The sequence below is a fragment of the Mesorhizobium sp. M2E.F.Ca.ET.209.01.1.1 genome (assembly GCF_004010375.2).
GTDB lineage: Bacteria > Pseudomonadota > Alphaproteobacteria > Rhizobiales > Rhizobiaceae > Mesorhizobium.
In genome coordinates this window covers 1-14,492 of the sequence record NZ_SADP02000004.1, presented here as the reverse complement: position 1 = coordinate 14,492, position 14,492 = coordinate 1, and the positions used below count along the sequence as shown (strand labels likewise).

At 65.1% G+C, this 14,492-nt stretch carries 22 protein-coding genes; 11 read left to right on the top strand and 11 right to left on the bottom strand.

The genetic code is table 11. The features are described 5' to 3' along the window. The first annotated feature begins 10 nt into the window (after positions 1-10). The 4 genes from EN852_RS08995 to EN852_RS08985 all read left to right on the top strand — a co-directional run bounded on the left by EN852_RS08995 (position 11) and on the right by EN852_RS08985 (position 4,798). Complete coding sequence (locus EN852_RS08995) at positions 11-1,243, top strand: M20 aminoacylase family protein (protein WP_127875304.1); 1,233 nt, start codon at positions 11-13, stop codon at positions 1,241-1,243. A 266-nt stretch (positions 1,244-1,509) separates the two neighbouring features. Further along, positions 1,510-3,630 carry an EAL domain-containing protein gene (locus tag EN852_RS08990; RefSeq protein ID WP_127875305.1) on the top strand — a complete coding sequence of 707 codons (2,121 nt, stop codon included), beginning with the start codon at positions 1,510-1,512 and terminating at the stop codon, positions 3,628-3,630. 88 nt (positions 3,631-3,718) lie between these two features. After that, positions 3,719-4,114 carry a hypothetical protein gene (locus tag EN852_RS40780; protein WP_189545789.1) on the top strand — a complete coding sequence of 132 codons (396 nt, stop codon included), beginning with the start codon at positions 3,719-3,721 and terminating at the stop codon, positions 4,112-4,114. Between the two features lie 180 nt (positions 4,115-4,294). Beyond that, a complete protein-coding gene (locus tag EN852_RS08985; RefSeq protein ID WP_127875306.1) occupies positions 4,295-4,798 on the top strand; it encodes a hypothetical protein in 504 nt (167 codons plus the stop codon). Between the two features lie 4 nt (positions 4,799-4,802). On the opposite strand, the gene EN852_RS08980 is transcribed toward EN852_RS08985, so the two are convergent. Continuing rightward, positions 4,803-5,102 carry an AzlD family protein gene (locus tag EN852_RS08980; protein WP_127875307.1) on the bottom strand — a complete coding sequence of 100 codons (300 nt, stop codon included), beginning with the start codon at positions 5,100-5,102 and terminating at the stop codon, positions 4,803-4,805. Next, positions 5,099-5,842 carry an AzlC family ABC transporter permease gene (locus EN852_RS08975; RefSeq protein WP_127875308.1) on the bottom strand — a complete coding sequence of 248 codons (744 nt, stop codon included), beginning with the start codon at positions 5,840-5,842 and terminating at the stop codon, positions 5,099-5,101. Before EN852_RS08975 ends, EN852_RS08980 begins: the two co-directional genes overlap by 4 nt. 167 nt (positions 5,843-6,009) lie before the next feature. Here EN852_RS08975 and EN852_RS08970 point away from each other — a divergent pair, with 167 nt between their 5' ends. Then, positions 6,010-6,468, top strand: a complete 459-nt coding sequence (locus tag EN852_RS08970; protein ID WP_127875309.1) for an Lrp/AsnC family transcriptional regulator — start codon at positions 6,010-6,012, stop codon at positions 6,466-6,468. A 41-nt stretch (positions 6,469-6,509) separates the two neighbouring features. Here the strand turns inward: EN852_RS08970 and EN852_RS08965 are convergent, their stop codons facing one another. From EN852_RS08965 to EN852_RS08945, 5 genes are all read right to left on the bottom strand, one after another. Continuing rightward, positions 6,510-6,827, bottom strand: coding sequence for a plasmid stabilization protein (locus EN852_RS08965; RefSeq protein WP_127875310.1), 318 nt, complete (start codon positions 6,825-6,827; stop codon positions 6,510-6,512). A gap of 40 nt (positions 6,828-6,867) precedes the next feature. After that, complete coding sequence (locus tag EN852_RS08960) at positions 6,868-7,065, bottom strand: hypothetical protein (RefSeq protein ID WP_127875311.1); 198 nt, start codon at positions 7,063-7,065, stop codon at positions 6,868-6,870. A 29-nt stretch (positions 7,066-7,094) separates the two neighbouring features. After that, the gene (locus EN852_RS08955; RefSeq protein WP_127875312.1) at positions 7,095-7,313 is read right to left on the bottom strand and encodes a hypothetical protein; all 219 of its coding nucleotides are present in this window, start codon (positions 7,311-7,313) and stop codon (positions 7,095-7,097) included. A 25-nt stretch (positions 7,314-7,338) separates the two neighbouring features. Then, positions 7,339-7,833, bottom strand: coding sequence for a hypothetical protein (locus EN852_RS08950; protein WP_127875313.1), 495 nt, complete (start codon positions 7,831-7,833; stop codon positions 7,339-7,341). 151 nt (positions 7,834-7,984) lie between these two features. Further along, on the bottom strand, positions 7,985-8,086 hold the full coding sequence (locus EN852_RS08945) for a KGG domain-containing protein (protein WP_082056318.1): 102 nt from the start codon (positions 8,084-8,086) through the stop codon (positions 7,985-7,987). 440 nt (positions 8,087-8,526) lie between these two features. On the opposite strand from EN852_RS08945, the gene EN852_RS08940 reads away from it, so the two are divergent. Continuing rightward, a complete protein-coding gene (locus tag EN852_RS08940) occupies positions 8,527-8,751 on the top strand; it encodes a hypothetical protein (RefSeq protein WP_127875314.1) in 225 nt (74 codons plus the stop codon). Positions 8,752-8,804: 53 nt separating this feature from the next. Here EN852_RS08940 and EN852_RS08935 read toward each other — a convergent pair whose 3' ends face one another. Both EN852_RS08935 and EN852_RS08930 read right to left on the bottom strand, forming a co-directional pair. Then, positions 8,805-9,698, bottom strand: coding sequence for an alpha/beta hydrolase (locus EN852_RS08935; protein WP_127875315.1), 894 nt, complete (start codon positions 9,696-9,698; stop codon positions 8,805-8,807). 36 nt (positions 9,699-9,734) lie between these two features. Next, positions 9,735-9,968 carry a hypothetical protein gene (locus EN852_RS08930; RefSeq protein ID WP_127875348.1) on the bottom strand — a complete coding sequence of 78 codons (234 nt, stop codon included), beginning with the start codon at positions 9,966-9,968 and terminating at the stop codon, positions 9,735-9,737. A 163-nt stretch (positions 9,969-10,131) separates the two neighbouring features. Between EN852_RS08930 and EN852_RS08925 the strand changes: the two genes are divergently transcribed. Then, complete coding sequence (locus EN852_RS08925; RefSeq protein WP_127865324.1) at positions 10,132-10,851, top strand: Crp/Fnr family transcriptional regulator; 720 nt, start codon at positions 10,132-10,134, stop codon at positions 10,849-10,851. Positions 10,852-10,874: 23 nt separating this feature from the next. On the opposite strand, the gene EN852_RS08920 is transcribed toward EN852_RS08925, so the two are convergent. Both EN852_RS08920 and EN852_RS40775 read right to left on the bottom strand, forming a co-directional pair. Beyond that, the gene (locus EN852_RS08920) at positions 10,875-11,174 is read right to left on the bottom strand and encodes a DUF982 domain-containing protein (protein ID WP_127865325.1); all 300 of its coding nucleotides are present in this window, start codon (positions 11,172-11,174) and stop codon (positions 10,875-10,877) included. 208 nt (positions 11,175-11,382) lie between these two features. Beyond that, the gene (locus EN852_RS40775) at positions 11,383-11,559 is read right to left on the bottom strand and encodes a hypothetical protein (RefSeq protein WP_189465192.1); all 177 of its coding nucleotides are present in this window, start codon (positions 11,557-11,559) and stop codon (positions 11,383-11,385) included. A 159-nt stretch (positions 11,560-11,718) separates the two neighbouring features. Here EN852_RS40775 and EN852_RS08915 point away from each other — a divergent pair, with 159 nt between their 5' ends. The 4 genes from EN852_RS08915 to EN852_RS08900 all read left to right on the top strand — a co-directional run bounded on the left by EN852_RS08915 (position 11,719) and on the right by EN852_RS08900 (position 14,253). Then, the gene (locus EN852_RS08915) at positions 11,719-12,756 is read left to right on the top strand and encodes an SDR family oxidoreductase (RefSeq protein WP_127875316.1); all 1,038 of its coding nucleotides are present in this window, start codon (positions 11,719-11,721) and stop codon (positions 12,754-12,756) included. A 16-nt stretch (positions 12,757-12,772) separates the two neighbouring features. Then, on the top strand, positions 12,773-13,078 hold the full coding sequence (locus tag EN852_RS08910; protein ID WP_127875317.1) for a hypothetical protein: 306 nt from the start codon (positions 12,773-12,775) through the stop codon (positions 13,076-13,078). 528 nt (positions 13,079-13,606) lie between these two features. After that, positions 13,607-13,792, top strand: a complete 186-nt coding sequence (locus EN852_RS08905; RefSeq protein ID WP_127865329.1) for a DUF3606 domain-containing protein — start codon at positions 13,607-13,609, stop codon at positions 13,790-13,792. 212 nt (positions 13,793-14,004) lie between these two features. Further along, complete coding sequence (locus tag EN852_RS08900) at positions 14,005-14,253, top strand: hypothetical protein (RefSeq protein WP_127875318.1); 249 nt, start codon at positions 14,005-14,007, stop codon at positions 14,251-14,253. Positions 14,254-14,492 lie beyond the last annotated feature (239 nt).

Sequence of the window (14,492 nt, the reverse complement as noted above, 5' to 3'; positions counted from 1 at the left end):
TGGTCGAACGATGGCTAGACTCGACCTCGAAGCTCTTCATCGCGAGATGACGGCGTGGCGGCGCGATCTCCACGCCCATCCCGAATTCGGCTTCGAGGAAAAGCGCACCGCCGCTTTCGTCGCCGGGAAGTTGCGGGAGTTCGGACTGGACGTCGCCGAGGGCATCGGCGGCACCGGCGTCGTCGGCACGCTGACCAGGGGCAGCGGCAACCGCGCCATCGCGCTGCGCGCCGACATGGACGCGCTGCGCATCGGCGAGCAGGGCACGCAAGCCTGGCGCTCGCAAACGCCCGGCACCATGCATGCTTGCGGCCATGACGGCCATACCTCGATGCTGCTCGGCGCGGCAAAACTGCTCGCCGGCGAAGGCGGCTTCGACGGCACGGTGCGCTTCATCTTCCAGCCGGCCGAGGAATGGGGCAGGGGCGCGCTGGCCATGCTGGACGACGGCCTGCTCGAGCGCTTCCCGTTCGAGGAGATTTTCGGGCTGCACAACATGCCGGGCCTGCCCGTCGGCCATTTCGAGACCCGCAGCGGCCCGGTGATGTCGGCCGAGGACAATTTCGAAATCGTGCTCAAAGGTCTCGGCGGCCACGCGGCGCGGCCGCATGCCGGCCAGGAGACGCTGGTCGCCGCCTGCGCGCTGGTCGTCAACCTGCAAACCATCGTCTCGCGGCGCCTGAGCCCCGCCGATATCGGCGTCGTCTCGGTGACCGAGCTCATCACCGACGGCACCCGCAACGCGCTGCCCGGGCTGGCGCGCATCCTGGGCGACTGCCGCAGTTTTCGGCCTGAGGTGAGCGCCGCGATCGAAAAGGAGATGCGCCGCATCGCCGAGGGTACGGCGCAGGCTTATAATGTCGCTGCTGAAGTGACTTACACGCGCGAGTTCGTGCCTTTGATCAACGACGCGCCGCTGGTCGACGAGGCCCTTGCGGCTGCTAGGACCGCGCTGGCCGACGATGCCGTTGGCATCGCTGCCGCCGACGCCGTTCGCGTCGCGGCTGAGCCGATGACCGCCTCGGAGGACTTCGCCCGCTTCCTGACCCACGTGCCCGGCTGCTTCGTCTTCATGGGCAATGGCGACACCGCGCCGCTGCACAACCCCGCCTATGATTTCAACGACGAAGCCCTGCTGCACGGCGCGCGGTATCACGCTGCGGTGGTGAGACGCAGGCTGGCAGTGGGCCAGCCAGAGGCGGGGAGAGGTATCCGCGAAGCGGACGGAGAGGGGCCTTCGTAAGGCGCTCCCCTCTCCGTCTCGGCTTCGCCGAGCCACCTCTCCCCACATTCGTGGGGCGAGGAACCTTGATCCTGCAGCGCCGCGATCCTTCGCGCCCCCTCTGGCCTGCCGGCTTTCGTCACTCGGAAGGCCAAGCAATTGGCTTCCCGTCCGCTGCGCGGACCGCTCCTCAACCCCCACGAGGGGGGAGATTAGCTGTAACCCGGTAACCCTTTCTTCTCTGCTTTCATGCAGTATTGCCGGGGACGGGACGGCAAGAACAAAGAATGGCGGACGACAACAGACGCAACGGCAATTTCTGGGCGCTGGCGCTTGAGCGCGCTCATCTCGGCCTCTGGGACTGGAATCTGTCGACCGGCGATTGCTACTATTCGCCGACCTGGTCGAAGATGCTGGGCTATGAGGAGGGCGAGCTCGCCAACACCTCCGATCTCTGGCTGAAGCTTACCCATCCCGACGACCGCCAGCGCGCGCAGGAAAGCGGCGACCGGCATATTGCGGGCATTGTCGATTCGATCGAGACGGAGCTGCGCCTGCGCCACAAGGATGGCCGCTGGGTCTGGGTGCTCGACCGCGGCGGTATCGTCGAGCACGACGCCGACGGCAAGCCGCTCAGGCTGATGGGCGTGCAGACCGATATCACCCGGCAGAAAGAGGCCGAGGCGGCGCTCGAACAGGTCAACATCCGCTTCCGCCTGGCGCTCGCCGCCAGCGGCACCGGGATTTGGCATCACGACATCGGCACCAGGAAGAGCTATTGGGACGCGCGCAGCCGCGAGATATTCGGCCTCGTTGCCGACAAGGACGAGGTGTCGGCCGAGCTGTGGCACACCTATCTTCATCCCGACGACAAGGAAGCCACGGAGCGCGCCCATCAGATCGCGCCCGGCTCCAGCGATGTCGTGGCCTCGCAATACCGCATCATCCGGCGTGACGGCGAGGTCCGCCATCTCGAGTCGCTGGTGCGCTTTGTCGCCGATGTCGGCTCGGCCGGCCAGGTACTGGGCACCGTGCGCGACATCACCGAGGAGAAGTTGCGCGCCGAGGGACTCGCCTTCGCCGCGCGTCACGACGCCCTGACCGGGTTGCTCAACCGCGCGGCCTTCGACCGGCTGCTCGCGGAAAACATCGCCATGGTCGAGCGCCTGCCGCTAGCTGTATTTTATGTCGACCTCGACTACTTCAAGGCGCTCAACGACTATGCCGGTCATGCCGCCGGCGACCTGGCGCTGAAGAGCGTCGCGGCCGGCATTCTCGCCAGCCTGCCGGCGTCGGCGCATGCGGCGCGCCTCGGCGGCGATGAGTTCGCGCTTATGGTGCCGGACTGCAATGACGCTTGTGCCGAGCGGATCGCCCGCGCCGTGCTCGCCGCGGTGCGCGATGCCGACCTCGGCTCGGCGGTCACCTCGCGCAGGCTTGCCGCCAGCATCGGCATCGCCTTCGTGCGCGACCGCAACATGAGCGTGGCCGATGCGCTCGCCTGCGCTGACGACGCCTGCTACGCCGCCAAGGCCGGCGGCCGCGACCGCTTCGCCGTGTTCTCGCCCGACACGACGTCGGGTGCCGGCGGGCTCAACGCCGCGCGGCTCGCCGCCGACCTGGTCGACGCGATGGAGGATGGCCGGCTGAAGCTGTTCGGCCAGGAGATCCACCGGCTCGGCCTGCCATGGGAGGACAGCCGCCATGTCGAGGTGCTGGCCAGGCTCGAGGCCCGCACCGGCACGATGATCCCGCCCGGCGATTTCGTGCCGGTCGCCGAACGCTTCGGCCTTGCCGCCCGGCTCGACCGCTGGATCATCCGTACCGCGCTGACGCGCCACGGCGAGGCGATGCGCGCGGGCGCCATCGCGCTCGACTTCAACCTGTCGGCACAGACCCTTTCCGACCCGCAGCTCTGGGATTTCGTCGACGAGGCCATCGCCGAGAGCGGCGCGCCGCCGTCGGCCGTCGGCTTCGAGATCACCGAAACCGCCGCCGTCACCAATTTCGACGCGGCCGAGGCATTCGTGCGCCGCGCGCGTGAGCGCCATTGCCGGGTCAGCCTCGACGATTTCGGCGCCGGCATGAGCTCCTTCGAATATCTCAGGCGCTTCCCCATCGACGCCATCAAGATCGACGGCTCTTTCGTCGAGCACATCGCCGACAGCCGCTTCGACCGCGAGATCGTCTCGGCGATCACCGGCATCGCCCGCTCGATGGGCGCCGCCGTGGTGGCAGAGAAGATCGAGGAAAAGAACGGGTTGGAAATCCTTATGGGCATGGGCGTCGCCTATGGCCAGGGCTATTTCCTGCACCGGCCGGAGCCGCTGGAGGCGATCGTGGCAAGAGCCGTTAGCGGCGCGATCTTATCGGAACGGCCGCATGCCAGGTTGAGTGCTGTAAAATAAGCAGTTGCTAAAATTGAAATCACTCATTTAAGGGCGCTGTAATCCGCTACGATGATGATCCGAGCACAACGCGAATCGGAGCGCCTGGATGAAAACCCTTCCCTTGCTTGCGGCAACCGCAATCGGCCTGCTCGGCATCTTCGCCACGCAGCCATCCCATGCGGGCTCCGATAATGGCGGCGGGGTGGCGGCGGCGTCGACGGCCGACGATGATGACGATGAGGTCAACACGTCCAGCGTTGGCGACGACCAAGAGGCCGCCGAGGATGACGAGGCCGGGCATGGCGGGGACAGCGCCGCCTCCGGCTCGCACGAAGGCGACCAGGAGGCCGATGATCAGGGCGACGATCACGACGGCGGGGACGGTGGCAGCCAGGATGGCGGCGGCGACAGCGGCAGCCATGACGGAGGCGGCGACAGCGGCAGCCACGATGGAGGCGGCGACGGTGGTGGCGGTGGCGGCGATGGCGGCGGCGACGACTGAGCTTCGGCGTTGAGCCAAAACGAGATAGCGCGGTTCATCGTTAAAAGGTGAACCATCGTTCTATCGAACTCTTAGGACAACCGGGTTATTGCCTGTGAAACGCTTCGGCCAGGACATGACGTCTTGGCTCGACTGTCCGGCGTCCGGTCCATGACGGACGGGCGCGTGCGAGACCCGGCAATGTCTTCGACACTCAACACCGCGCTTGTGATCCTGCAGCCGCTGCGCCTGCCGCCGATGGCCAGACCGGCCGCCGACGGTCTTCCCGTGCACATCCCCAGCCCGGCGCCATCGCCGGTCACGCAGGCGGAGCCCGCGACCTCGGCATCCAGGTTCAGCCTCGACAGCCTCAACATCACGGCGACGAAGGTCCGGCTGATGCAGCGGGCGGGCAAGGAATTCGCCGTTGATCAGACAGACTACGATTCCGTGTCTTCCTACGGCTCGGCGATCAAGAATGCCGTCGAGGCGTTGAAACGGCAATCGCCGTCGGCGGTCTCCAAGATCGAGAGGCAGCTTGGCCTGGACCAGCTTGGCGTTTCCCTCGATACGCTCGTCAACGCGATCGTCCGTCCGCAAAGCGGCGACAACGACAGGCTGGATGCCGCGTTGAGGCAGCATGCGGGCGGGCAGGGCGAGGCCGCTTCAGGCCGGCCAGACGATCTCGGGCTCTACGGCCTCTGACGCATTATCCCATCAGCCACCGCAACACACCCGCCGAGGCCACCCCGATCACCACTGTCGGCAGCATCGACAGCCTTGTCGCGGCAAGCAGGGTGATGGCTAAAGCCGCAAGGTCGGCCGGATTCCTTGAGACGAAATCCGGCGCGATCACCGAGATCAGCACGCAGCCGGGCGCGGCTTCCATCACCGCCGTGGCGCGCGGGCTGAGCGCGCGGTTCTTGAGCATCACATAGCCGCCGATGCGGGTGAGATACGTCACGCCGGCCATCGCCAGGATGGCGAGCACGGTCATCGGATCGATCATGTCTCGCCTGCCAGGAACCACGCGGCCACCAGGCCGGACAGCGCGCCGGCCGCCACATACCAGGCACCGGGAACGACGAGGTAGGTGAGCGCCGCCACCGCCAGGCTGACCAGCCAGGGCCGGGCGGCCGCGAAGCCCTTCCACATGCCGCGAAGCAGCACCAGGAAGACGGCTGGGAAGGCCATCGCGAAGCCGTATTTTTCGACGTCGCCGAGCACCGGACCGAGCGCCGCGCCGCAAGTCGTGAACGCCACCCAGGCGAGGTAGACGGACAAGCCGGCGGCCAGATAGAAAGGCAGGCTGAAGGCCGGCCGCATGCCGGCGGCGGCGCGTCGCTGCGCATCCGCCAGGCCCACCGCCCAGCTCTCGTCGCACATCAAGAACAGCGCGGGAAAGACCTGGCGCTTCGGCAGGTGCCCGATGAACGGCGCAAGTGCCGCGCCCATCAGGAAATGCCGGCTGTTGACCAAAAGCGTGATGGCGGCGATCAGGAGGATTTGCGGCGGCGAGGTCCAGAGCTGGATCGCGGCGAATTCCGATCCGCCGGCGAAATTGAGGCCGGTCATCAGCGGCACCTCGGCGGTGGAAAGACCCTTCTGCGCGGCTTGCGCGCCGAGCACCAGCGCGTAGGGAATGATGCCGAGCAGCATCGGCGTCGAAGCGGCAAGCCCGCGCCGGAACTCGGCGCCGCGCCTGTTGGCGGCCTTGCCCTCGGCGAGGGTGATCTCGGAAACGCTCATGGCTTTGCATTCGGCTGGCCTTGCGGCCACCCGTTCTCCCGGTCGGTTGTGGGGTTGTTGTCGGACCATAGCCGAAACGCGCGGCAATCGGGTTGCGAAAATGCGCCCTCTCTGCCAAGATTTGGAATTGGATAGCGCATTCAGGTGAAGAATTGGAATCTGGAACCATGAAGCTCGATGAGATCGACAGACGCATCCTGCGCGCCCTGCAGCGCGACGGGCGCATGGCAAACAACGAACTTGCCAAGGAAGTCGGTCTCTCGCCGTCGCCCTGCCTGCGCCGCGTGAAGCTGCTGGAGGAGGCGGGTGTCATCGACCGCTATGTCGCGGTGCTCAACCCGGCCAAGATCGGCCGCGGCCAGACCTTCTTCACCCGCATCTGGCTGCAGCAGCAGGACGAGGACACAATCGAGCATTTCGCCGCCGAGGTGGCGAAGTTTCCCGAAGTGATGGAGTGCTATCTGATGATGGGCGACTGCGACGCCCTGGTGCGCATCGTGGCCGCCGGCATCGACGAGTACCGCCGCTTCCAGTCAGAGCATCTGAGCCGCATCAAGGGTGTCCAGAACGTCAAGACTGACGTGCCCAGCCAGATAATTAAGCAGACCTCGGCGATGCCGCTGTAGGATTCTTCCTTCTCCCACAAGGGGAGAAGGAGATCTCGCGCTCAATGATGCGCGTGGCTCTCGTTCCGCTTGCGCGTCGCGGCAGCCTTCTTCGCCGAAGCCGATCTGTCCGCCGCGGAGCGCTCGCCGGAGGCCTTGCCGCCCGTCCTGCCGCCCTTGTGCGCGGCCGGATTGCCGGTGTGCTTGCCTCGTCCCGATCCGCCTTCCTTCTTGCCGCCGCCATCGTCTTTGTTGACGGTCGCCCAGGCCCGCCGCTCGGCTTCCTTTTCGGAAACGCCGCGTTTCTCGTAGCCTTCGGCGATGTGGTCGGCCTTGCGTTCCTGCTTGTCGGTGTATTTCGATTTGTCGCCACGTGGCATGTTTCTTCTCCTTGTTGCGCTGAGTGAAAGCCAAGCCCCCTTAATCGCCCTTCTTCTTGGCGACGTCGCCAAGGTCCGACCGCTGCGGGTCCTTGTTGTTCTCGCCGGCGGCATCGCGGTTCTCGTCCGGATCGTCCTTCGGCGGCAGGTAGCCGCGCGGCTTGTTGGCCTTCGGACCTTCCCATCGCGGCCATTGATCGGAGGTGCCGGGACGTCCCGGACGTGGTGTGTTGCTCATGTCTTCCTCGCTTGCGATTCTGAGAGCGCTCAGCCCTCGGCTTTCATGGTTCGTGCGATGTTGAGCAGCTTGTCGCGGTCATGTCCGTGCTCGCGGATCAGTTCGCGCGCCTGCTTCGGCGACAGGTCGGTGTTCTCCGCCAGGAACCGCACGTCGGGATCGTCGCCGCCCTTGACCGGCAGCGTGCCGGAGGAGGGAGCTTGTGCAGCGCCGGGACGATGCGGGATGTTGTCTTTTGCCTGGGTCACGCAGGTCTCCTTTGATATTCGCTGATCAGTCTGCCGCCTCCGACTGCTTGCGGCGTGCTTCCTTCTTGCGGCGCAGCACCTCGTCGGTCCCGACAATGTCCTTGGAACCGCCGGTGATCGCGGTGGAAACCACGGCCGGCGGGTCGCTTGCCGGAAAACTGTCCTCGAGGCCCGACTGCAACTGCTCTTCCAGCGTGTCTGGGTCCTCCGAGCGGCCTTCCGTGCGGCGGCCGTCGATCTCTTCCAGATCCTGCTTGGCGTCGGGATGCTCACGCGCGTTGCGCAGCGTCGACACAACGAGTTCGACCGCGAACTCCTTCATGGCCTCGGCATCCGAAGCGGTCACGTCGGTCTCCTCGATCAGGCGCACCAGCGACTGTTCGACCCTGTCCAATTCGCGCATGCCCTGGCAGCGCGCCAGCTTTTGCGCCAACGCATTGATCAGCAGCGGACCGAAGGTCGAATAGGCCTGCATGCGGGTCTCGTCGACGCGTTCGGGATGAAGTGTGTGGAAGGACATTGGTGCCTCCGTTGAACATCCTGCGGCGACGGCTGCCTGTTGCGGCGGCCGGTCCCAAGGTCAACTGGAGGACGGGGAAGATGTTCCATCCAGGCATTGATCTCGCGGGGCAAATGAAATGGCGTCCGCGGTCGCGGACGCCATTTTGAACTCAGCGCTGGCCGCCCTTCCGGCCTGCTTCCGAGGCGCGCTGACGGTCCTCGGCGAAGTTGCCGCTGCCGCCCCTGTGCTGGCCCGCGCTCCGCTGACCCATGTTGCGGTCCTCGGCCTGCTGCTGTCCGCCGCCGCGATGCTGATCCTCGCGGTTCTTGTGGCTCTCCTGGCCAGCCTTGACGTGCTGTTCGTGGGTTCCGCCTTGATTGGGCATATCCAATTCTCCGTTGGTTCGGATTTTTCTTCAGGGGTGAAATCAAGGACGCGTTCGACATCCTTGAATAAGGTGAACAAGCGCCGACAACCGATGTTCCAGCCGAAATATTTCGTGACTGCGCCCGACTGAAGTCCGACCCGGTGGGCGCATTGGGCTGGCTTGTGCAACCAATGGGCTTTCTGCGAATTGGTGAGCGGCCGACGAGAATCCCCGTTCATCGCCGGCCGTCCTGGTGCCCGTCGATCGCCCCCCGCGCCATGAGGCGGGCACCAATATCCACCAACAAGAAGGCCGCGAAGCCGGCCCCGGAGCGAGACGACGTTTTGACCTATATCTCTGCAAAGCCCGCCCGGCAGGACGCCGAAAGCCTCCCTGCCAATGACAACAACCAAGCCGCCCTTGCCGATCTTTCGTTTCTCGATGCCATCAACGACGACGATCAGATCGCTGACATCGCAAGACGTGCCGAGCGTCTCGGCCATGTGACGCTGATCATAATGGCGATCGGCCTGACGGCCGCGCCGTTGCTTTACCTGATGCTTGCGTGAGCCGTCCGGTCAGGCGTCCGGCTCGCCCGTGCCAACCTCCGCAAGGCGCGTTGCTATCTTCCGGAGAAGAACGCGTCGAGCGTGGCTGCGGTTTCGATCGGCGACGCCTCCGGGAAGAAGTGACCGCCGGGCAAGGCGCCGCCGCTGACGTCGTCCGCCCAGTTCCGCCACTGCGCCTCCGGGCCGCCTTCCTCGACGTACCATTCGGCCAGCGCCCCATGCTCGCTCCATAGCGCCAGCAGCGGGCAGGCGATGCGCCGGCCGGCCTTCCTGTCGGCATGGTCATGGTCGCGGTCGAGGGACGCCGCCGCGCGATATTCTTCGCAAATGGCATGGATGTGCGCCGGGTCGCGCAGCGCCTCGACATAGAGTTGCCGCACCCCGGGCGGGAACGCGTCGGGCGACGATCCCCAGCCGGAAAGCGCATTGTCGACGATGGCATCGGCGGCGGCCGCAAGCATCGTCTCCGGCAGCGGCTCGGGTTGCGCCAGCAACGACCATGGCCAGTAGCCCAGCGCCAGCCTTGCATCGGCGCGGTCCCACGCATCGGCGGTGGGGATGATGTCGAGCACGGCGAGCTTCTCGACGCGGTCCGGATGATCGAGCGCCAGCCGGTAGGCGACACGCCCGCCGCGATCGTGACCGGCGACCATGAAGCGCCTGAAACCCAATTTCTCCATCAGCACCACCATGTCGGCGGCCATGGCGCGCTTGGCATAGGGCGCATGATCGGCGGCCGATGGCGGGCAGGAGCTTTGCCCATAGCCGCGCAAATCGGCGCAGACGACAGTGAAATCCCGCGCCAGGCTTGGCGCCACCGCGCGCCACATCGCATGCGTCTGCGGAAAGCCGTGCAGCAGGAGCAGGCCGGGACCGGCGCCGGCGCGGCGAACGAAGATCCTGGCCTCACCGGTGTCGATCTCACGGCTGTCGAAATCGTCGAACATTGCTTGCCTCCGGTATCTCGACCGGCGCCGGCTGCCTCAGGTCCAGGCCGAATCCAGCGTCAGCGACGCTTCGAAAATCTGGTTACGCTTTTCGTCGAGCACCTTGACCTTGATGGTCAGATGCCGGCCGGCCGGCATCTCGTCGCGGGCGACGTCGTGCAGGATGCGCAATGCCTCCATGCCGGCGCGCTCACGGCTGGCGAAGAGCTGTCCCTCAGTGTCTTCCTGGCTGTGCTCGGCGTTATACAGGTCGAAATAGAAGCGTTGCATCGGCACGTTGAGTCCCCGTTCCGACGTTCAATTCGCGGACGCGATCATGGTTCCAAACACCTGATCCGGAGGCAGAATCTGCGATGCGCCGGCCTCGTGGTGCGGGATCGCTCGCAACCAGCATCGGCCTGCAGCGTTAGCAGTGGCGAACAGAGGACGGCGGATGCTGGAATCGCTTTATCTCAATCTCGGCCAGCACGATGCCCTCTCGGACGAAGAGAAAGCGTTGCTCACCTCGACCTTGTCGATCGAGAAATATTTCGGCGTGGGAGAGGATATCGTTGCCGAAGGAACCAGGCCGACCTACAGCACGCTGATCATCGACGGCCTCGCTGCCCGTTACAAGGTGCTGGAGGACGGGGGTCGCCAGTTCACCTCGCTGCAGGTCGCAGGCGATTTCGTGGACCTGCATGCGTTCCTGCTGAAGACGATGGATCACGGCATCATCGCGTTGTCGCCCTGCCATGTGGTGGCCGCCGAGCACGGCAAGCTGAAGACGATCACCGAGCAGGCGCCGCATCTCACCCGATTGCTCTGGCTGGACACGCTGGTCGACGGCGCCATCCATCGCGAATGGATCGTGGCCATGGGGCGCCGCTCCAAGCTTTCCCATCTCGCGCATCTGATCTGCGAGCTGTTCGTCAGGCTTCAGGTGGTGAAGAAGACCCGCGACATGAGCTTCCACCTGCCGCTGTCGCAGGCCCAGCTCGCCGACGTGCTGGGCTTGTCCGTCGTCCATATGAACAGGGTGATCGGCACGCTGCGCCGCCAGAACGTGATCAGCTGGACCGGCCATATGATCACGATCCTTGACTGGGAGCGGCTGGTCACGATCGCCGAATTCGATCCGACCTATCTCAGCATGGCGCACGAGCCGAGATAGACCGGGCGGGACGGACCGGCCTTCTAGCTCCGCGGAACCTTGGAGCGCGACCACAGCTCGTCCAGCATGGTCAGCGCGGCGCTCGGCGCGGCCGACCTCAGCAGACCCTGCTGCGCGGCGGCCTTCTTGAAGGCGGCAAAGGCGACGGCCGGCCGGCAGGTGCCCGCGATCGCGTCATCCACCAGCCGGACTGCTTCGAGATATGCCGGCGCTTCCTTGTTCTTCCATGTGCCGGCAAGCGCCTTCTTGGCCTCGGCAACCGTGGTGACCACCATCGTGCCGCCGCTGATGAAGCGGATGGTGAGGGGGAGGAAACGGCTCATCGAGTGGTCCTCACCACCCGAGCCATTCGCGCGTGCGCCAGGCAAGGCCGACAAAGGGCGCCGCGGCGATCATGGCGGCGGCGAGGATGAGAAGAGGGCTGTTGATAGGCAAGGATTTCATGATGCACCACAAGATTGGGATGGGCCTAAACGATGATGTCGCCGGTCGGTTGCATCCGGCCGGTCGGTCAGCACGACAAGCCTCGGGTTACATGTTGCTCGCGGGCCGGATGGGCGGCGCCGGCCGGTGCGGCGGCCGCGGGCGCGGCCTGAGCGGCACGTCGGCGAGCGAAGCGCGGATCACCCTCACCGGGATTGGCGGCGCGGCGGGGCGCCGGCGCGACAAAGCGGCCGACAGGCTGCCGATGAAAGTTCGAACGTCCATTGGGACTCCTCCTCGAGAGTCCCCCCAATGACGAAGGGTTAGCACCCCGGATCGGTCAGCCGCATTTAACTTTGATGTATGCCGGGCATCTCGGCAGGGGCGACGAACCGCGGCCAACCTTTTGCGACGACATGCGTTGTCCCCTGAAAGGAGACCATCATGCCGACCAGCAGCCGAACGAAATCAAACGCAGCCCAGAAATCAGTCGCCAGGGAGAAATCAGTCACCGGGGAGAAACCTGACACCGCCAAGACCGCGCGCAGGCAGCGCAGCATCCAGCGCCAGGTCGATGCCACCGATCGCGGCAAGCCGAAGCCGAAAGCCTCTGGCGCGATGCAGGCCGGCGCGCGCCGCTACCCGGTGCCGCCTTTCCCGAAGCAGCATCATCCCAAGCCCGGCGAGGAATGGGCGATCGAGCCGGCGCCGCTCTATGACGCGCCGTTCTGGCAAGGGTCAGGCAAGCTCAAGGACAAGGTCGCGCTGATCACCGGCGGCGACTCTGGCATCGGCCGCGCGGTCGCCGTGCTGTTCGCGCGCGAAGGCGCCGATGTGGCCATCGTCTATCTCAGCGAGGACCGCGACGCCAAGGCGACGACGCAGGCGGTCGAGGCCGAGGGCAGGCGCTGCATCACCCTGCGCGGCGACGTCGCCAAGCGCGCTTTCTGCCGCAAGGCGGTGGCCGAGACGGTCAAGACGTTCGGAAGGCTCGACGTGCTCGTCAACAACGCGGCCTTCCAGGTTCACTCGGCCGATTTCTCCGATCTCACCGAAAAGCATTTCGACACCACGCTGAAGACCAATCTCTACGGCTATTTCCACATGGCGCAGGAAGCCGTGCCGCAGATGAAACCGGGCTCGGCGATAATCAACACCGGTTCGGTCACCGGCATCGAAGGCTCGAAGGAACTGGTCGACTACTCGATGACCAAGGGCGGCATCCACGCCTTCACCCGAGCGCTCTCCGGCAATCTCATCGCCAAGGGCATCCGCGTCAATGCGGTGGCTCCCGGTCCGGTCTGGACGCCGCTCAATCCGTCGGAAAAGCAGGCGGAGGACGTTTCGCAGTTCGGCGCCAAGACGCCGATGAAGCGGCCCGCCCAGCCGGAGGAGATCGCGCCGGCCTATGTGTTCCTGGCCTCGCCGCAATGCTCAAGTTACATCACCGGCGAGATCCTGCCGATCATCGGGGGCTACTGACCATCAGGAGGATCCCATGAAGAAAGCGCTTCTCATAGTGGCCATCGCTCTGATCCCGGCCGTGCCGGCGGCGGCGCAGACCGCCGCTCAACCGAAGGATCAACTGACGCAGAACTGTCAGGTCAAGCCCGACGCTAACGACCAGCAGCAAAAGCAAAAGCAGGAGGCCGCCGCGGACGAGTTGTCGAAAAAGCTCGGCGATTGCGGCGGCGTGCTGAAGCCGCCGCCGACTGGCGACCAGAACGCGACGACCCCGCCGCCGACCGGCAGCGAAATGCCGATCATCAAGCCGGGCGAGGTGCCGCCGCAGACGAGCAAATGAAACTTTCAGGGCAATCACTTTGGTCTGGCGGCGGCCGCAGGCGGCCCCGGTTAACGCTGCTTCATAGTCAGCGCCTCGTGCTGGCGATCCTTATCTCGCGAACCCAGTACTGCTTCTCCTCCGAGACTGCGTGATTTGTGAATTGCAGGTCGCGATCTTCCCGGCCGGCAGCTCGGCACTCGCGGCAGTAGAACACTTTCACGAGCGCATAGGGCATGCAGGAATGGTCGGACCGAGACGGCGCACCAGCTCCGCGACGTCGAGCATCGCGGTTCGCTTGCAGGTGAGACAGTGCACGGAAAGGCCGGTCCGCGTCTCCAGCTTCTGGCCAAGCGTGTCTTCGATAAAAGGGCATTTCATTGTGTTGATTCGGACCCCGAGCTCGCCGCGCCGGAGCCGCTGCTCCTCTCGACGCCGCGCCGCGGCACCGAACCGGGTGGTTGGCCAGATGCTCCATTAGGTATTGCTAAAAAGCTGCTTGGAACATTCCGGCTTTGTCGCTGTTCAATCTGACCAGGAGGAACAGCCATGACGGACGACAGGACCAAACGCGACTTTCGAGACCGCGACCGCGTTTCAGCCGACGAGGAGTACGAGGTCCGCTACTTCGCGAAGCAGCACCGGATCACTCCTGAGCAGGTTCGCGAGCTGATCAGCGAACACGGCAACGACCGCAAGACGCTCGAGCGGGAGGCGAGGAAGCTGCGGGGTTGACAGGCATCCCTGGTCGGCACCCGCCCAGTCAGGACAGGTCGCGCAAATATTTGACGCCTGCCTGCGACCAAGCGGGATCGCTCGCCCAATCATATGTTAGCGCGTAATTCCGCCGAAGGTGTAAGTTCGAGCAGTCGCCGCACAGAGCAAAGGCAAGCGCGCGCCGGAAGAGCCCATCACGCTTTCGCCCAACCTAGGGAAGTGGAGCTTCGATGAGCGACGGAAGAGGCGGCCATTATGCCGCGAAAGGTGAGTATCTCGATCACCGTCTGGAATGCCCGCACTGCGGGACGATCCGGTTGAACATCCCCAGGAATGTCCAATCCTCAACGCCGATCCATTGCGCCGAGTGCGGGGCCTATCTCGGCACGTGGGACGAAATCCAGACCGACTTCGAGCGACAGGGAGGAACCGACGGAGTGTTTCGCCTGGCAAGCGGCCGCATCAGGCGACTCGCCTGAGGGGCGCGTCCTAAAGCATGTCTCCCGAAAGTGGGCATGGAGGGAATCCGAAGGATCGCGACGCGCTTTAGCAGGCTGCGGAAAAACTCTTTCGTCTGGGGCCAGTCCGTGATTCGATTCCGCCGGAGAGATTGGAGGATGAGATGCGCGGTGGAGATGATGGGACGGAAGGGCTTTTTTCCTATGTGAGCTGCGAGGCTCGGGTTCCATCGGATCATCCGCTTCGAGCCATCCGGGCA

Bases quoted from the DNA above. Each gene is read 5' to 3' on its own strand.
- EN852_RS08995 (WP_127875304.1), top strand. From the start codon at position 11: ATGGCTAGACTCGACCTCGAAGCTCTTCATCGCGAGATGACGGCGTGG.
- EN852_RS08990 (WP_127875305.1), top strand. From the start codon at position 1,510: ATGGCGGACGACAACAGACGCAACGGCAATTTCTGGGCGCTGGCGCTT.
- EN852_RS40780 (WP_189545789.1), top strand. From the start codon at position 3,719: ATGAAAACCCTTCCCTTGCTTGCGGCAACCGCAATCGGCCTGCTCGGC.
- EN852_RS08985 (WP_127875306.1), top strand. From the start codon at position 4,295: ATGTCTTCGACACTCAACACCGCGCTTGTGATCCTGCAGCCGCTGCGC.
- EN852_RS08980 (WP_127875307.1), bottom strand. From the start codon at position 5,102: ATGATCGATCCGATGACCGTGCTCGCCATCCTGGCGATGGCCGGCGTG.
- EN852_RS08975 (WP_127875308.1), bottom strand. From the start codon at position 5,842: ATGAGCGTTTCCGAGATCACCCTCGCCGAGGGCAAGGCCGCCAACAGG.
- EN852_RS08970 (WP_127875309.1), top strand. From the start codon at position 6,010: ATGAAGCTCGATGAGATCGACAGACGCATCCTGCGCGCCCTGCAGCGC.
- EN852_RS08965 (WP_127875310.1), bottom strand. From the start codon at position 6,827: ATGCCACGTGGCGACAAATCGAAATACACCGACAAGCAGGAACGCAAG.
- EN852_RS08960 (WP_127875311.1), bottom strand. From the start codon at position 7,065: ATGAGCAACACACCACGTCCGGGACGTCCCGGCACCTCCGATCAATGG.
- EN852_RS08950 (WP_127875313.1), bottom strand. From the start codon at position 7,833: ATGTCCTTCCACACACTTCATCCCGAACGCGTCGACGAGACCCGCATG.
- EN852_RS08945 (WP_082056318.1), bottom strand. From the start codon at position 8,086: ATGGGTCAGCGGAGCGCGGGCCAGCACAGGGGCGGCAGCGGCAACTTC.
- EN852_RS08935 (WP_127875315.1), bottom strand. From the start codon at position 9,698: ATGTTCGACGATTTCGACAGCCGTGAGATCGACACCGGTGAGGCCAGG.
- EN852_RS08930 (WP_127875348.1), bottom strand. From the start codon at position 9,968: ATGCAACGCTTCTATTTCGACCTGTATAACGCCGAGCACAGCCAGGAA.
- EN852_RS08925 (WP_127865324.1), top strand. From the start codon at position 10,132: ATGCTGGAATCGCTTTATCTCAATCTCGGCCAGCACGATGCCCTCTCG.
- EN852_RS08920 (WP_127865325.1), bottom strand. From the start codon at position 11,174: ATGAGCCGTTTCCTCCCCCTCACCATCCGCTTCATCAGCGGCGGCACG.
- EN852_RS40775 (WP_189465192.1), bottom strand. From the start codon at position 11,559: ATGGACGTTCGAACTTTCATCGGCAGCCTGTCGGCCGCTTTGTCGCGC.
- EN852_RS08915 (WP_127875316.1), top strand. From the start codon at position 11,719: ATGCCGACCAGCAGCCGAACGAAATCAAACGCAGCCCAGAAATCAGTC.
- EN852_RS08910 (WP_127875317.1), top strand. From the start codon at position 12,773: ATGAAGAAAGCGCTTCTCATAGTGGCCATCGCTCTGATCCCGGCCGTG.
- EN852_RS08905 (WP_127865329.1), top strand. From the start codon at position 13,607: ATGACGGACGACAGGACCAAACGCGACTTTCGAGACCGCGACCGCGTT.
- EN852_RS08900 (WP_127875318.1), top strand. From the start codon at position 14,005: ATGAGCGACGGAAGAGGCGGCCATTATGCCGCGAAAGGTGAGTATCTC.